Annotated in this window: 27 protein-coding genes; all 27 read right to left on the bottom strand. The window is 36.7% G+C overall.

Translation table 11 applies throughout. The annotated features are described in order from the left end of the window. Nucleotides 1-63: 63 nt before the first annotated feature. The 27 genes from rpsK to rpsJ all read right to left on the bottom strand — a co-directional run bounded on the left by rpsK (nt 64) and on the right by rpsJ (nt 12564). The gene (gene rpsK, locus NSR03_RS01910) at nt 64-453 is read right to left on the bottom strand and encodes a 30S ribosomal protein S11 (protein ID WP_002506984.1); all 390 of its coding nucleotides are present in this window, start codon (nt 451-453) and stop codon (nt 64-66) included. Nucleotides 454-476: 23 nt separating this feature from the next. Beyond that, nucleotides 477-842: a 30S ribosomal protein S13 gene (rpsM, locus tag NSR03_RS01905; RefSeq protein WP_002506983.1), complete on the bottom strand. Its 366-nt coding sequence runs from the start codon at nt 840-842 to the stop codon at nt 477-479. Nucleotides 843-863: 21 nt separating this feature from the next. Then, complete coding sequence (gene rpmJ, locus NSR03_RS01900; RefSeq protein ID WP_002482634.1) at nt 864-977, bottom strand: 50S ribosomal protein L36; 114 nt, start codon at nt 975-977, stop codon at nt 864-866. Between the two features lie 31 nt (nt 978-1008). Then, nucleotides 1009-1227 (bottom strand): translation initiation factor IF-1, encoded by a 219-nt coding sequence (gene infA / locus NSR03_RS01895; RefSeq protein ID WP_001118443.1) that lies wholly within the window; start codon nt 1225-1227, stop codon nt 1009-1011. Between the two features lie 172 nt (nt 1228-1399). Further along, nucleotides 1400-2050 carry an adenylate kinase gene (locus NSR03_RS01890; protein ID WP_002506982.1) on the bottom strand — a complete coding sequence of 217 codons (651 nt, stop codon included), beginning with the start codon at nt 2048-2050 and terminating at the stop codon, nt 1400-1402. Nucleotides 2051-2067: 17 nt separating this feature from the next. Next, nucleotides 2068-3360 carry a preprotein translocase subunit SecY gene (secY, locus tag NSR03_RS01885; RefSeq protein WP_069813216.1) on the bottom strand — a complete coding sequence of 431 codons (1293 nt, stop codon included), beginning with the start codon at nt 3358-3360 and terminating at the stop codon, nt 2068-2070. Continuing rightward, nucleotides 3360-3800, bottom strand: a complete 441-nt coding sequence (gene rplO, locus NSR03_RS01880) for a 50S ribosomal protein L15 (protein ID WP_021338398.1) — start codon at nt 3798-3800, stop codon at nt 3360-3362. Before rplO ends, secY begins: the two co-directional genes overlap by 1 nt. Before the next feature lie 16 nt (nt 3801-3816). Then, nucleotides 3817-3996: a 50S ribosomal protein L30 gene (gene rpmD / locus NSR03_RS01875; protein WP_021338399.1), complete on the bottom strand. Its 180-nt coding sequence runs from the start codon at nt 3994-3996 to the stop codon at nt 3817-3819. A 16-nt stretch (nt 3997-4012) separates the two neighbouring features. After that, nucleotides 4013-4510, bottom strand: a complete 498-nt coding sequence (gene rpsE / locus NSR03_RS01870) for a 30S ribosomal protein S5 (protein WP_002506978.1) — start codon at nt 4508-4510, stop codon at nt 4013-4015. A 20-nt stretch (nt 4511-4530) separates the two neighbouring features. Then, the gene (rplR, locus tag NSR03_RS01865; protein ID WP_002506977.1) at nt 4531-4893 is read right to left on the bottom strand and encodes a 50S ribosomal protein L18; all 363 of its coding nucleotides are present in this window, start codon (nt 4891-4893) and stop codon (nt 4531-4533) included. Nucleotides 4894-4924: 31 nt separating this feature from the next. Beyond that, on the bottom strand, nt 4925-5461 hold the full coding sequence (gene rplF, locus NSR03_RS01860; RefSeq protein ID WP_002506976.1) for a 50S ribosomal protein L6: 537 nt from the start codon (nt 5459-5461) through the stop codon (nt 4925-4927). A 27-nt stretch (nt 5462-5488) separates the two neighbouring features. Then, on the bottom strand, nt 5489-5887 hold the full coding sequence (gene rpsH / locus NSR03_RS01855) for a 30S ribosomal protein S8 (protein WP_002506975.1): 399 nt from the start codon (nt 5885-5887) through the stop codon (nt 5489-5491). A gap of 30 nt (nt 5888-5917) precedes the next feature. Beyond that, nucleotides 5918-6103 carry a type Z 30S ribosomal protein S14 gene (locus NSR03_RS01850; protein WP_002482625.1) on the bottom strand — a complete coding sequence of 62 codons (186 nt, stop codon included), beginning with the start codon at nt 6101-6103 and terminating at the stop codon, nt 5918-5920. A gap of 21 nt (nt 6104-6124) precedes the next feature. Beyond that, nucleotides 6125-6664: a 50S ribosomal protein L5 gene (rplE, locus tag NSR03_RS01845; protein WP_002506974.1), complete on the bottom strand. Its 540-nt coding sequence runs from the start codon at nt 6662-6664 to the stop codon at nt 6125-6127. 25 nt (nt 6665-6689) lie between these two features. Further along, on the bottom strand, nt 6690-7007 hold the full coding sequence (rplX, locus tag NSR03_RS01840; protein ID WP_002506973.1) for a 50S ribosomal protein L24: 318 nt from the start codon (nt 7005-7007) through the stop codon (nt 6690-6692). Between the two features lie 41 nt (nt 7008-7048). Next, a complete protein-coding gene (gene rplN / locus NSR03_RS01835; RefSeq protein ID WP_002506972.1) occupies nt 7049-7417 on the bottom strand; it encodes a 50S ribosomal protein L14 in 369 nt (122 codons plus the stop codon). A 30-nt stretch (nt 7418-7447) separates the two neighbouring features. Next, on the bottom strand, nt 7448-7711 hold the full coding sequence (rpsQ, locus tag NSR03_RS01830; protein WP_002506971.1) for a 30S ribosomal protein S17: 264 nt from the start codon (nt 7709-7711) through the stop codon (nt 7448-7450). Between the two features lie 26 nt (nt 7712-7737). Beyond that, nucleotides 7738-7947 carry a 50S ribosomal protein L29 gene (rpmC, locus tag NSR03_RS01825; RefSeq protein WP_002506970.1) on the bottom strand — a complete coding sequence of 70 codons (210 nt, stop codon included), beginning with the start codon at nt 7945-7947 and terminating at the stop codon, nt 7738-7740. Next, nucleotides 7937-8371: a 50S ribosomal protein L16 gene (gene rplP, locus NSR03_RS01820; RefSeq protein ID WP_340719176.1), complete on the bottom strand. Its 435-nt coding sequence runs from the start codon at nt 8369-8371 to the stop codon at nt 7937-7939. Before rplP ends, rpmC begins: the two co-directional genes overlap by 11 nt. A gap of 2 nt (nt 8372-8373) precedes the next feature. Then, on the bottom strand, nt 8374-9030 hold the full coding sequence (gene rpsC, locus NSR03_RS01815; protein ID WP_002506968.1) for a 30S ribosomal protein S3: 657 nt from the start codon (nt 9028-9030) through the stop codon (nt 8374-8376). 23 nt (nt 9031-9053) lie between these two features. After that, the gene (gene rplV / locus NSR03_RS01810) at nt 9054-9407 is read right to left on the bottom strand and encodes a 50S ribosomal protein L22 (protein ID WP_002482617.1); all 354 of its coding nucleotides are present in this window, start codon (nt 9405-9407) and stop codon (nt 9054-9056) included. Nucleotides 9408-9435: 28 nt separating this feature from the next. Continuing rightward, nucleotides 9436-9714: a 30S ribosomal protein S19 gene (gene rpsS / locus NSR03_RS01805; protein WP_002482616.1), complete on the bottom strand. Its 279-nt coding sequence runs from the start codon at nt 9712-9714 to the stop codon at nt 9436-9438. Between the two features lie 64 nt (nt 9715-9778). Continuing rightward, nucleotides 9779-10615: a 50S ribosomal protein L2 gene (gene rplB, locus NSR03_RS01800; RefSeq protein WP_064783527.1), complete on the bottom strand. Its 837-nt coding sequence runs from the start codon at nt 10613-10615 to the stop codon at nt 9779-9781. 28 nt (nt 10616-10643) lie between these two features. Further along, nucleotides 10644-10919, bottom strand: coding sequence for a 50S ribosomal protein L23 (rplW, locus tag NSR03_RS01795; RefSeq protein ID WP_002506966.1), 276 nt, complete (start codon nt 10917-10919; stop codon nt 10644-10646). Continuing rightward, nucleotides 10919-11542, bottom strand: coding sequence for a 50S ribosomal protein L4 (rplD, locus tag NSR03_RS01790; protein WP_021338402.1), 624 nt, complete (start codon nt 11540-11542; stop codon nt 10919-10921). The genes rplW and rplD overlap by 1 nt, the downstream gene beginning before the upstream one ends. Nucleotides 11543-11568: 26 nt before the next feature. Continuing rightward, nucleotides 11569-12228: a 50S ribosomal protein L3 gene (rplC, locus tag NSR03_RS01785; protein WP_021338403.1), complete on the bottom strand. Its 660-nt coding sequence runs from the start codon at nt 12226-12228 to the stop codon at nt 11569-11571. Nucleotides 12229-12255: 27 nt separating this feature from the next. Next, nucleotides 12256-12564: a 30S ribosomal protein S10 gene (rpsJ, locus tag NSR03_RS01780; RefSeq protein WP_002482611.1), complete on the bottom strand. Its 309-nt coding sequence runs from the start codon at nt 12562-12564 to the stop codon at nt 12256-12258. Nucleotides 12565-12746: the final 182 nt, after the last annotated feature.

Below are 12746 nucleotides of genomic sequence, written 5' to 3'. Positions count from 1 at the left end.
CTTGATTACGTCGACTTGATTTGTACTGTAATTTCTCAGTGACCTGCGACAATAACAATAAAATTATACGCGACGACGTTTTGGTGGACGACAACCATTATGTGGAACTGGAGTAACGTCACGGATTGCAGTTACATCTAATCCAGCTGATTGTAATGCACGGATAGCTGATTCACGACCAGGACCTGGGCCTTTTACAGTGACTTCAACAGATTTCAAACCATGTTCCATAGCTGATTTAGCAGCAGTTTCTGATGCCATTTGAGCTGCGAATGGAGTTGATTTTTTTGATCCTTTGAATCCAAGTGCACCTGCTGATGACCATGATAACGCATTACCAAATTCATCAGTAATTGTTACGATTGTATTATTGAATGTTGAACGGATGTGAGCCACACCATTTTCAATATTCTTTTTCACTCTACGTTTACGAGATACTTGTTTACGTGCCATTTAAATTTTGCCTCCTTTACCTATTATTTTTTCTTGTTAGCTACAGTTTTAACTGGGCCTTTACGAGTACGAGCATTGTTCTTAGTCTTTTGTCCGCGTACTGGTAAGCCACGACGGTGACGGATACCACGGTATGATGAGATTTCCATTAAACGTTTAATGTTTAAGTTTTGCTCACGACGTAAGTCACCTTCTACTTTATAGCTATCTACTACTTCACGGATACGACCTAATTCATCATCAGTTAATTCATTAACGCGTGTGTCTGGTGAAACGTTAGCTTCTTCAGCAATTTTATTAGCTGTAGTAGTACCGATACCATATACATAAGTTAATGAAATAACAATACGTTTTTCACGTGGAATATCTACTCCTGCAATACGTGCCATAATTATTTACACCTCTCTTTATTAGCCTTGTCTTTGTTTATGTTTTGGGTTGCTACAAATTACCATTACTTTACCTTTACGTTTAATGACTTTACATTTTTCGCAAATTGGTTTTACTGATGGTCTTACTTTCATTTTAATACCTCCCTATATTATGGAGTGACGATTATTTATAACGATACGTAATTCTTCCGCGCGTTAAATCGTACGGAGACATTTCTACAGTTACTTTGTCGCCAGGCAGAATACGAATATAATTCATTCTGATTTTACCACTTACGTGAGCTAAAATCTCATGACCATTTTCTAATTCTACTTTAAACATTGCATTTGGTAAAGTATCTAACACAGTACCTTCTAATTCAATAACATCTTGTTTAGCCATTTATTAACTTCCCCCTTTTTGCAATAGTTGGTTATCGTCAACAATCAACTCTAACCATACGAGTCTATAAGTGTTGTTAATAAGTTTAACAAAATTAAAATGAATTACTATATCGCATTGTCACTCTTATTCAATTATACTTTCGACATTCCATAGACCGTACAAGTTGATATTATTTTAAGTTTTCTAAGATATCGATAACGTCTTCAGTTACGACTTTAATATCTCTTGAACCATCAATGTTTTTTAATACTTTTTTATTATCATAGAATTCTAAGATAGGTTTAGACTGTTTAACATTGACATTTAAACGATTTGCAACTGTTTCTGGGTTGTCATCTTCACGTTGGTATAATTTACCACCATCAAGATCACAAATACCTTCAACTTTAGGAGGATTGAATACAAGATGATAAGTTGTTCCGCATTTTTCGCAAATTCTACGACCAGTTAGACGGTTCATTAATTCTTCTTCAGCTACCTCTATATTGATAACAGCATCAATTTTTCTATCTAATTCTTGCATAATTTCATTTAATGCTTCAGCTTGTTCAATAGTACGAGGAAAGCCATCTAGTAAGAATCCTTTTTTTGCATCGTCTTCAGAAATTCTATCTTTAACGATGCCCACAGTTACTTCATCAGGGACTAATTCTCCACGATCCATGAATGATTTAGCTTCTTTGCCTAAATCTGTTCCATCTTTAATCGCTTTTCTGAACATGTCTCCAGTAGATATGTGTGGAATTGGGAATTTCTTTACAATTTCACTCGCTTGAGTTCCTTTACCTGCACCAGGTAAACCCATTAAAATGATATTCATAAGTGCCCTCCTACAATTTATCTACCACCAAAGCCTCTATAATCTTTCTGAGTCACTTGAGCTTCAAGACTCTTCATTGTTTCTATTGCTACACCAATTACGATAAGTAAGCTGGTACCACCAAGCTGAATAGATTGAGGTAAGCTCATTACTTTAGTAGCAATGATTGGCAGAATCGCAATTACAGCTAAGAATATTGACCCTACAAATGTTAAACGATAGAGAACTCCAGTAATATATTTTTTTGTTTGTTCACCAGGTCTAATACCTGGAACATAACTTCCTTGTTTCTTGAGATTATCTGACATCTTTCCAGGATTGACTTGAACAAATGCATAGAAGTATGTGAATGTAATGATAAGCACCACATAAACAATCATACCGATATTACTCGATGGATTTGCCACGTCTGAAATCTTCTGCGACCAACTAGCGTCAGGGAAGAACAATGTTAATGTTCTAGGTAACAAGAAGAATGCCATTGCAAAGATAACCGGGATAACCCCAGCAGCGTTAACTTTCAAAGGTAAATATGTTGCTTGTGAACCTAATCGTTGTGTTGATTGCTTTTTCGCATATTGAATTGGAATTTTACGAATAGCTTGTAATACAAATATTGCACCAACTGTTAATAATACCATTCCGATGATTAACCCTAGTACTTTCAACCATGCCATTGTAGTATCATCTTGACCTACGAAAGACTGTTGATAGAACTGAATTAATGATGAAGGTAGTGATGATAAAATACCACCAAAGATGATAATCGAAATACCATTACCAACACCGAATTGAGTGATTTGATCACCCATCCAAATTAAGAATGCTGTACCTGCTGTTAATACAACAGCTATTAATAAATAACTAAGGATTGATTGATCAATGATCAATTGACCCTTTAGATAATTATTAAATTGGAACGCCATCCCAATTGACTGGATAAAGGCAAGAACAATAGCAAAATAACGTGTGATGTTAGTAAGTTTTTTTCTACCTGCATCACCTTGTTTTGCCCACTCAGAAAACTTCGGAACAATATCCATTTGTAATAGCTGCATCACAATTGATGCAGTAATGTAAGGCATTATACCCATGGCAAAGATTGAGAAATTCTGCAAGGCTCCGCCACCAAATGTATTTAACAAATCAGTGACACCTTGAGATCCTTGTCTACTGTCAAAAGCAGCTGGATTTACGCCAGGTGCTGGAATATAAGTACCTATTTTAAAAATAACTAACATTGCGAGAGTAAAAAAGATCTTGTTACGAACTTCTTTAGTTTTAAAGAAGCTCACAAGCGTTTGAAACATTAGATCACCTCGTGTGCTCCGCCTTTTGCATCAATAGCATCTACTGCAGACGCAGAGAATTTGTTAGCTTTCACAGTTAACTTTTTGTCTAGTGAACCTTTACCTAGTACTTTAATACCAGATTTTTCGTTCTTAACTACACCAGATTCTACTAATAAAGCAGGAGTTACTTCAGTACCATCCTCAAATTTATTAAGTTGGTCTAAGTTAACAATAGCATATTCCTTACGGTTAATGTTAGTAAAACCTCGTTTTGGTAAACGACGGAATAATGGTAATTGACCACCTTCGAAACCTGGTCTTACACTACCACCTGAACGTGCTTTTTGACCTTTTTGTCCACGACCACTAGTTTTACCGTTACCAGTAGCTGCACCACGTCCAACACGGTTACGTACTTTACGAGAACCTTCTGACGGTTTTAGCTCATGTAATTTCATTTCGGCACCTCCTTAATTATTTTTCTTCTACTGTCACTAAGTGACTGATTTTGTTGATTTGCCCACGAATAGCAGGGTTATCTTCAACAACTACTGAAGAGTTCGTTTTTTTCAAACCTAGAGCTTCAACAGTTTTACGTTGTGTTTCTGGACGACCTATAACACTACGAGTGAGGGTAATTTGTACTTTAGCCATAACTTATTTTCCCTCCTTAATTGTATAATTCTTCTACTGATTTACCGCGTAATTTCGCAACTTCTTCAGCATTTTTAAGGTTTTTTAATCCATTAATTGTTGCACGAACCATGTTGATTGGTGTATTTGATCCTAAAGATTTACTTAAGATATCAGTGATACCAGCTAATTCTAATACCGCACGAACAGGGCCACCTGCAATAACACCAGTACCTGGTGCTGCTGGTTTCATTAAAACATTACCTGAACTGAAACGACCATTAATAATGTGAGGTGTTGTACCTTCAACACGTGGAACAACTACTAAGTCTTTCTTAGCTGCTTCTACTGCTTTTTTGATTGCTTCTGGCACTTCTTGTGCTTTACCAGTACCGAATCCAACGCGACCGTTTTTATCTCCAACCACTACTAAAGCAGTGAAACGGAAACGACGACCACCTTTTACAACTTTAGCAACACGGTTAATTGTAACAACGCGTTCTTCAAATTCTTTCACTTCTTCTCTACGAGCCATGTAAATGTCCCTCCTTCAAATTAAAATTCTAATCCATTTTCACGAGCTGCATCTGCTAAGGCTTTAACACGGCCATGGTATAAATATCCTCCACGGTCAAAAACAATTGTTTTAATACCTTTATCGCTAGCTCTTTTAGCTACAGTTTCGCCGACTTTAGCTGAAAGTTCAACTTTTGAACCTGTTTCATTTGCTAAGTCTTTTTCTTGTGTTGATGCTTGTGCTAATGTTTTGCCATTAACATCATCGATAACTTGTGCGTAAATATGCTTGTTTGAACGATAGATGTTTAAACGTGGTTTTTCAGCTGTGCCTGACAATTTATTACGGACACGAGCATGTCTTTTCAAACGCACTTGGTTTTTATCAATTTTGCTGATCATTTTATTACTCCTTTCTTCTGAAAGTTATTTATTATTTACCAGTTTTACCTTCTTTACGGCGAACGAATTCTCCTTGATAGCGAATTCCTTTACCTTTATACGGTTCTGGTGGTCTTGTTGCACGAATGTTTGAAGCGATAGCGCCAACTGCTTCTTTAGAAATACCAGTTACTGTAACTTTAGTATTTTTTTCAACAGCGAAACTAACACCATTATCAGCTTTAATTTCAACTGGGTGTGAATAGCCAACATTAAGGATTAAGTCTTCACCTTGCATTTGAGCACGGTAACCTACACCTACTAGTTCTAATGTTTTTTGGTATCCTTCTTTAACACCGATGATCATATTATTAATTAAAGTACGAGTTGTACCATGTACTGTTTTATCATCTTTAGAATCAGATGGTCTCACAACTTCTAAAGTACTTTCATCTTGTTTATATGTCATTCTTTCATCCATAGTTTTAAACAATTCACCTTTAGGACCTTTAACAGTTACTGTATTGCCTTCAATAGTTACTGTTACGTCACTAGGGATGTCAATAATTTTTTTACCAACACGACTCATGTTATCGCACCTCCTTGTTATTTATTATTACCAAACGTAACCTAGGATTTCTCCGCCGATATTACGTTTTCTTGCTTCTTTATCAGTGATAACACCTTCTGAAGTAGAAACTAATGCAATGCCAAGACCGTTAAGTACTTTAGGTACTTCGTTAGCTTTAGCATAAACACGTAAACCTGGTTTAGAAATACGTTTTAATCCAGTGATAACACGTTCATTGTTTTGACCATATTTAAGGAATAAACGGATAACCCCTTGTTTATCGTCTTCAACAAATTCTACGTTTTTAATGAAACCTTCACTTTTTAAAATTTCAGCAATTTCTTTTTTAATGTTTGAAGCAGGTAATTCTAATTTATCGTGACGCACCATGTTGGCGTTTCTTACACGAGTTAGCATATCTGCAATTGGATCGTTGATTGTCATTGATTGTTGCCTCCTTTCAGACTTTTTATATTACCAGCTAGCTTTACGAACGCCAGGGATTTGGCCTTTATAAGCTAATTCACGGAAACAAATACGGCATAATTTGAATTTACGATATACGGAATGTGGACGACCACAGCGTTCACAACGAGTATATTCACGTACTTGGAACTTTTGTTTTTTTTGTTGCTTAGCAACCATTGAAGTTTTAGCCACTTAATTAGCCTCCTTTAGAGATTATTTTTGAAATGGCATACCGAATTGTGTTAACAATTCACGAGCTTCCTCGTCAGTGTTAGCAGTTGTTACGATAACGATATCCATTCCTCGTATTTTACTTACTCGGTCATAGTCGATTTCAGGGAAAATTAATTGTTCTTTAATACCTAAAGTGTAGTTACCTCTGCCATCAAATGCAGATTTAGATACACCACGGAAGTCACGTACACGAGGTAGTGATACAGAAATTAATTTATCTAAAAAGTCATACATTCTTTCGCCACGTAAAGTTGTTTTAGCACCAATTGGCATACCTTCACGTAAACGGAATGTTGCAACAGATTTTTTAGCTTTTGTGATTAATGGTTTTTGACCAGTGATAGCTTGTAATTCCTCTACAGCATCATCTAATACTTTAGTATTTTGTACAGCGTCACCGACACCCATATTTACTACGATTTTATCAATTTGCGGCACTTCCATTACTGAACTATAGTTAAAATGTTTCACTAAGTTTTGAGTAACTTCAGAGTTGAATTTTTCTTTTAAACGGTTCACAGTGGATCCTCCTTTCAATTAGTTATTAATTATTAGTTTTGATTTCTTCGCCTGATTTTTTAGCGATACGAACTTTTTTGCCATCTTCGAATTTATAACCTACGCGTGTTGGTTCATTCGTTTTAGGATCTAATAATTGTACGTTAGAAACATGGATTGCTGCCTCTGTTTCTAAGATTCCACCTTCAGGATTAAATTGAGTTGGTTTTTGGTGCTTTTTGATTGTATTGACACCTTCCACAACGACACGGTCTTTTTTAGGTTCAGTTGCAACAACTTTACCTTCTTTACCTTTGTCTTTACCTGCGATAACTTTTACGTTGTCACCTTTTTTGATATGCATGTGTGGCACCTCCTTAAATTTATATATTTATAAATGTATTATTAAAGTACTTCTGGAGCTAATGATACAATTTTCATGAAGTTGCCTTCACGTAATTCACGTGCAACAGGTCCAAAGATACGAGTACCGCGTGGGCCTTTATCGTCGCGAATAATGACACATGCATTTTCATCAAATTTGATGTATGAACCATCGTTACGACGTACGCCTGATTTAGTACGTACGATAACAGCTTTAACTACTTCACCTTTTTTGACAACGCCACCTGGTGTAGCATTTTTAACACTTACTACGATAACGTCACCAATATTCGCTGTTTTACGACCAGATCCACCTAATACTTTAATTGTAAGAACTTCACGTGCACCAGAGTTATCTGCTACTTTTAATCGTGTTTCTTGTTGGATCATGAGTTAAACCTCCTTTATCTTCACTATTTATTAAATAATAACTGATTCTTCAACAATTTCTACCAAACGGAAACGTTTAGTTGCTGATAAAGGACGTGTTTCTTGTATTTTAACTGTGTCCCCTAATTTAGCTGAGTTGTTTTCATCATGAGTTTTGTATTTTTTAGAGTATTTTACTCGTTTACCATATAATTTGTGCATTTTGTATGTTTCAACAAGTACAGTTACAGTTTTATCCATTTTATCGGAAACGACTCTACCTACATAAACCTTACGATCATTTCTTTCGCTCACTATAGTAACCTCCTCTTTAAATTAAATTATTGATTAGCTTTACCTTGTTCAATTTCTCTTTCACGAACAACAGTTTTTAGACGTGCAATCGTTTTTCTTACCGTGCGAATACGTGCAGTTTCTTCTAATTGACCTGTTGCTAACTGAAAGCGTAGGTTAAAAAGCTCTTCTTTTGAAGATTTAATTTGTTCTTCGATTTCTGAAGTGGTTAAGTCTCTAATTTCCTTAGCTTTCATTTGTTTCACCACCCAATTCTTCACGTTTTACAAACTTAGTTTTCACTGGAAGTTTGTGACTAGCTAAACGTAATGCTTCGCGCGCAACTTCTTCGTCAACGCCTGCGATTTCAAATAAAATTCTACCTGGTTTTGCTACTGCAATCCAGCCTTCAACCGCACCTTTACCAGCACCCATACGTACTTCTAAAGGTTTTTTAGTGTAAGGTGTATGTGGGAAGATTTTAATCCAAACTTTCCCGCCACGCTTCATGAAACGTGGCATTGCAATACGAGCTGATTCGATTTGACGAGATGTGATCCAAGAAGTTGTAGTTGCTTGTAAACCATACTCACCAAATGTTACATAGTTACCGCCTTTAGAACGACCAGTTGTTTTAGGACGATGTTGGCGACGATATTTTACACGTTTTGGTAGTAACATTATTATTTTCCTCCTTCACTAGTGTTCTTAGTAGCAGGAAGAACTTCTCCACGATAAATCCATACTTTGACACCTAATTTACCGTAAGTAGTGTCAGCTTCTGCATGTGCGTAACTAATGTCGGCACGTAGTGTATGAAGTGGAACAGTTCCTTCTGAATATTGCTCAATACGAGCGATGTCAGCTCCGCCTAAACGACCTGAAACTTGTGTTTTGATACCTTTAGCGCCATTTTTCATAGCTCTAGTAATAGCTTGTTTTTGTACACGACGGAACGATGCACGATTTTCTAATTGTACTGCAATATTTTCAGCAACAAGTTTAGCATCTAAATCAATTTTCTTGATTTCAATAACATTGATATGAACTTTTTTGCTTGTTAATGAGTTCAATTTATTACGTAATTTTTCAATTTCTGAACCGCCTTTACCGATTACCATACCTGGTTTACCAGTATGAATAGCGATGTTGATACGGTTAGCAGCACGCTCAATTTCAACTTGAGAAACTGATGCTTCTTTTAATGCGTTATCAATATACTTACGGATTTTTAAATCTTCGTGTAATAATGATGCGAAGTCTTTTTCTGCATACCATTTAGCTTCCCAATCACGGATGATACCAACACGAAGTCCGATTGGATTAATTTTTTGACCCACAGTGTTCCCTCCTTAAAAGATTATTAAGCTTCTTTAGCTTCTTCTTTACCGTCACTTACGACGATTGTAATGTGGCTTGTACGTTTGTTGATCGCACTTGCACGGCCTTGTGCACGTGGACGGAAACGTTTTAATGTTGGTCCTTCATTAGCATAAGCTTCTTTAACTATTAACTCATCAGTGTTCATGTCATAGTTATGTTCAGCATTTGCTAAAGCGGACATTAATAATTTTTCAACTACTGGTGATGAAGCTTTGTTTTTTAATTTTAAAATCGCTATAGCTTCACCAGCGCTCTTGCCTCTAATTAGATCTAATACTAATCTAACTTTACGAGGTGCGATTCTTATTGTTTTAGCAACCGCTTTTGCTTCCATTCGAATTTCCTCCTCTACTTGTTAGAAGTTATCTTCTAGTTTTTTTGTCATCTGCTGCATGACCTTTAAAAGTACGTGTTGGTGCGAATTCTCCTAATTTATGACCAACCATATCTTCAGTTACGAATACAGGTACGTGTTTACGTCCATCATATACTGCGAATGTATGTCCGATAAAATCAGGGAAAATAGTTGAACGACGTGACCAAGTTTTGATTACTTGTTTTTTCTCGCTTCCGCTTTGAGCCTCAACTTTTTTCTTTAGATGATCGTCAGCAAAAGGTCCTTTTTTAATACTACGAGCCATAGTGGCGCCTCCCTTCTTATTGTGAGCGTGCAGCAATCATGCCGCACACGCAAATAAGTCATTTTTATTTTTTCTTCTTACGTCCACGAACGATAAGTTTGTCTGAAGATTTTTTACCACGACGAGTTTTCTTACCAAGCGTAGGTTTACCCCAAGGTGACATTGGAGATGGCATACCGATAGGTGCACGTCCTTCACCACCACCGTGTGGGTGATCGTTAGGGTTCATTACAGAACCACGAACTGTTGGGCGTTTGCCTTTCCATCTAGAACGTCCTGCTTTACCAACGTTAACAAGTTCATGTTGGATGTTACCAACTTGACCAATAGTAGCACGGCAAGTTGAAAGAATCATACGTACTTCACCAGATCTTAATCTGATTAAAACATATTTACCTTCTTTACCAAGTACTTGTGCACTAGCACCAGCTGAACGAGCGATTTGCCCACCTTTACCAGGTTTCAACTCGATGTTGTGTACTACTGTACCTACTGGGATGTTAATTAATGGTAATGCATTACCTAATTTGATATCTGCATTTTCACCGTTTTCCAATACTTGACCTACTTTAAGGTTTTTTGGAGCGATGATATAGCGTTTTTCACCATCAGCATAAACTAATAATGCAATGTTTGCTGAACGGTTTGGATCATATTGTATTGAATCAACTTTAGCGTTGATGCCGTCTTTATTACGTTTGAAATCAATAACACGGTATTGACGTTTATGTCCTCCACCGCGATGGCGAACTGTCAATTTACCTTGGTTATTTCGTCCCGCTCTTTTCGGTAGCGGTTGTAATAATGATTTTTCTGGAGTTGTTTCAGTGATTTCTGAGAAATCATAACCAGTCATATTACGACGACCATTAGTAATTGGCTTATATTTTTTTAGAGCCATTGTCGTTTACCTCCTTATTGGTAATGTTTTAGTTGAATAGATCGATTGATCCTTCTTTTAATTTTACAATTGCTACGCGTCTTTTGTTTGTATAGCCTTGGTAACGGCCCATACGTTTTTTCTTTGGTTTGTAGTTGATGATGTTTACATTTGCAACTTTTACGTCAAAGATTTCTTCAACAGCGATTTTAACTTGTGTTTTATTAGCACGAGTATCAACGTCGAATGTGTATTTGTCTTCTGCCATAGCGACAGATGATTTTTCAGTGATTACGGGGCGCTTAAGAACGTCTCTTGCTTCCATTATCCTAGCACCTCCTCAACTTTTTTAGCAGCTGATTCTGTAATTACTACACTGTCAGCGCTTGTGATATCTAGAACATTTAAACCTTGAGCTGTAGTAACTTGTACACCAGGAATGTTACGAGCAGATAATGCTACGTTTACATCTTCTGATTCAGTAACTACTAATACTTTTTTAGGTTGTTCTAAATTTGAAAGTACAGCTTTGAACTCTTTAGTTTTTGGAGCTTCTAAGTTTAATGTATCAACAACAGTTAAACCTTTTTCTTGTACTTTATAAGATAATGCTGAGCGTAATGCTAAACGACGCATTTTCTTAGGCATTTTGTATGAGTAGCTTCTTGGTGTTGGTCCGAATACGATACCACCACCACGCCATTGTGGAGCACGGATTGTACCTTGACGCGCACGTCCTGTACCTTTTTGTCTCCATGGTTTAGCTCCGCCGCCTCGTACTGCTGAACGGTTCTTAACAGCGTGTGTACCTTGTCGTAATGAAGCACGTTGTAAATTAATTGCTTCAAAAAGAACACTATTGTTTGGTTCAATTGCAAATACTGCATCGTTTAATTCAACTGAACCTGATTTAGTTCCATCTACTTTTAATACATCATAATTTGCCATTATGCATATCCTCCTTTCATTCTATATTATTTATTACCTTTGATTGATGAAGTGATTTCTAAGAAACCTTTTTTAGGTCCAGGTACATTACCTTTAACTAAAATTACATTGTTTTCAGTATCAACTTGAACTACTTCTAAGTTTTGAACTGTTACTGTGTCTCCACCCATACGTCCAGGCATTTTTTGTCCTTTAAAGACTTTTGAAGCATCTGATGCCATACCTATTGAACCAGGTGATCTATGGAAATGAGAACCATGTGACATTGGACCACGTGCTTGATTATGACGTTTAATGGCACCTTGGAAACCTTTACCTTTAGATACGCCTGTTACATCAATTACGTCTCCAGCTTCAAATGTATTAACTGAGACTTCTTGACCTACTTCGTATTCATCAACATTAACGTTTTTGAATTCACGAATGAAGCGCTTAGGTGCTGTGCCTGCTTTTTTAGCATGGCCTTCAGCTGGTTTGTTAGCATATTTGCTCGTTTTGCTACCTTTTTTATAAGCTCGTTTATCTTCGTAGCCTACTTGTATTGCGTTGTAACCATCAATCTCTTCAGATTTTTTTTGTAATACAACGTTTTGGCTTGCTTCTACTACTGTTACTGGGATTAAATCACCGTTTTCTCCGAAAACTTGTGTCATCCCGATTTTTCTTCCTAAGATTCCTTTGGTCATCGAAAGTCCACCTCCTAAATTTTTCTATTATAATTTGATTTCGATGTCTACGCCAGATGGTAAGTTTAAGCCCATAAGAGCATCAACTGTTTTTGGTGTAGGGTTAACAATATCGATTAAACGTTTATGTGTACGTTGTTCGAACTGTTCACGTGAATCTTTGTACTTATGCACGGCACGAATTACAGTATAAACTGATCTTTCAGTCGGTAACGGAATTGGTCCAGATACATCTGCACCAGAACGTTTTGCTGTTTCAACAATTTTTTCTGCTGATTGATCGATTACGCGGTGATCATAAGCTTTTAATCTGATTCTGATTTTTTGTTTTGCCATAATTTTCCCTCCTTATTCGTCTACATTTAAGTGATAGACTTCTCCACGAAAACTATCTCACACAGCGCCATGGCAAAGCGGCCGGGTGTGTCAGTAACCTTTCGCTTCATCGCGTGTTCTTAAAGTCCAACATTAGATATGTTACATGAAAAGCAGTGATTAATCAAGCTTTTCTGCAAAAG

It is taken from the genome of Staphylococcus sp. FSL W8-1207 (assembly GCF_038003745.1).
In the GTDB taxonomy this organism is placed as follows: Bacteria; Bacillota; Bacilli; order Staphylococcales; family Staphylococcaceae; genus Staphylococcus; species Staphylococcus equorum.
The sequence above is the reverse complement of the archived record's forward strand: the minus strand, read 5'-3'. Positions and strand labels throughout refer to the sequence as shown.

Coding starts and splice junctions, on each gene's coding strand:
- rpsK (WP_002506984.1), bottom strand. CDS start 453: ATGGCACGTAAACAAGTATCTCGTAAACGTAGAGTGAAAAAGAATATT.
- rpsM (WP_002506983.1), bottom strand. CDS start 842: ATGGCACGTATTGCAGGAGTAGATATTCCACGTGAAAAACGTATTGTT.
- rpmJ (WP_002482634.1), bottom strand. CDS start 977: ATGAAAGTAAGACCATCAGTAAAACCAATTTGCGAAAAATGTAAAGTC.
- infA (WP_001118443.1), bottom strand. CDS start 1,227: ATGGCTAAACAAGATGTTATTGAATTAGAAGGTACTGTGTTAGATACT.
- NSR03_RS01890 (WP_002506982.1), bottom strand. CDS start 2,050: ATGAATATCATTTTAATGGGTTTACCTGGTGCAGGTAAAGGAACTCAA.
- secY (WP_069813216.1), bottom strand. CDS start 3,360: ATGTTTCAAACGCTTGTGAGCTTCTTTAAAACTAAAGAAGTTCGTAAC.
- rplO (WP_021338398.1), bottom strand. CDS start 3,800: ATGAAATTACATGAGCTAAAACCGTCAGAAGGTTCTCGTAAAGTACGT.
- rpmD (WP_021338399.1), bottom strand. CDS start 3,996: ATGGCTAAAGTACAAATTACCCTCACTCGTAGTGTTATAGGTCGTCCA.
- rpsE (WP_002506978.1), bottom strand. CDS start 4,510: ATGGCTCGTAGAGAAGAAGTGAAAGAATTTGAAGAACGCGTTGTTACA.
- rplR (WP_002506977.1), bottom strand. CDS start 4,893: ATGATCAGCAAAATTGATAAAAACCAAGTGCGTTTGAAAAGACATGCT.
- rplF (WP_002506976.1), bottom strand. CDS start 5,461: ATGAGTCGTGTTGGTAAAAAAATTATTGACATCCCTAGTGACGTAACA.
- rpsH (WP_002506975.1), bottom strand. CDS start 5,887: ATGACAATCAACGATCCAATTGCAGATATGCTAACTCGTGTAAGAAAC.
- rplX (WP_002506973.1), bottom strand. CDS start 7,007: ATGCATATCAAAAAAGGTGACAACGTAAAAGTTATCGCAGGTAAAGAC.
- rplN (WP_002506972.1), bottom strand. CDS start 7,417: ATGATCCAACAAGAAACACGATTAAAAGTAGCAGATAACTCTGGTGCA.
- rpmC (WP_002506970.1), bottom strand. CDS start 7,947: ATGAAAGCTAAGGAAATTAGAGACTTAACCACTTCAGAAATCGAAGAA.
- rplP (WP_340719176.1), bottom strand. CDS start 8,371: ATGTTACTACCAAAACGTGTAAAATATCGTCGCCAACATCGTCCTAAA.
- rplV (WP_002482617.1), bottom strand. CDS start 9,407: ATGGAAGCAAAAGCGGTTGCTAAAACAATAAGAATCGCACCTCGTAAA.
- rpsS (WP_002482616.1), bottom strand. CDS start 9,714: ATGGCTCGTAGTATTAAAAAAGGACCTTTTGCTGACGATCATCTAAAG.
- rplB (WP_064783527.1), bottom strand. CDS start 10,615: ATGGCTCTAAAAAAATATAAGCCAATTACTAATGGTCGTCGTAATATG.
- rplW (WP_002506966.1), bottom strand. CDS start 10,919: ATGGAAGCAAGAGACGTTCTTAAGCGCCCCGTAATCACTGAAAAATCA.
- rplD (WP_021338402.1), bottom strand. CDS start 11,542: ATGGCAAATTATGATGTATTAAAAGTAGATGGAACTAAATCAGGTTCA.
- rplC (WP_021338403.1), bottom strand. CDS start 12,228: ATGACCAAAGGAATCTTAGGAAGAAAAATCGGGATGACACAAGTTTTC.
- rpsJ (WP_002482611.1), bottom strand. CDS start 12,564: ATGGCAAAACAAAAAATCAGAATCAGATTAAAAGCTTATGATCACCGC.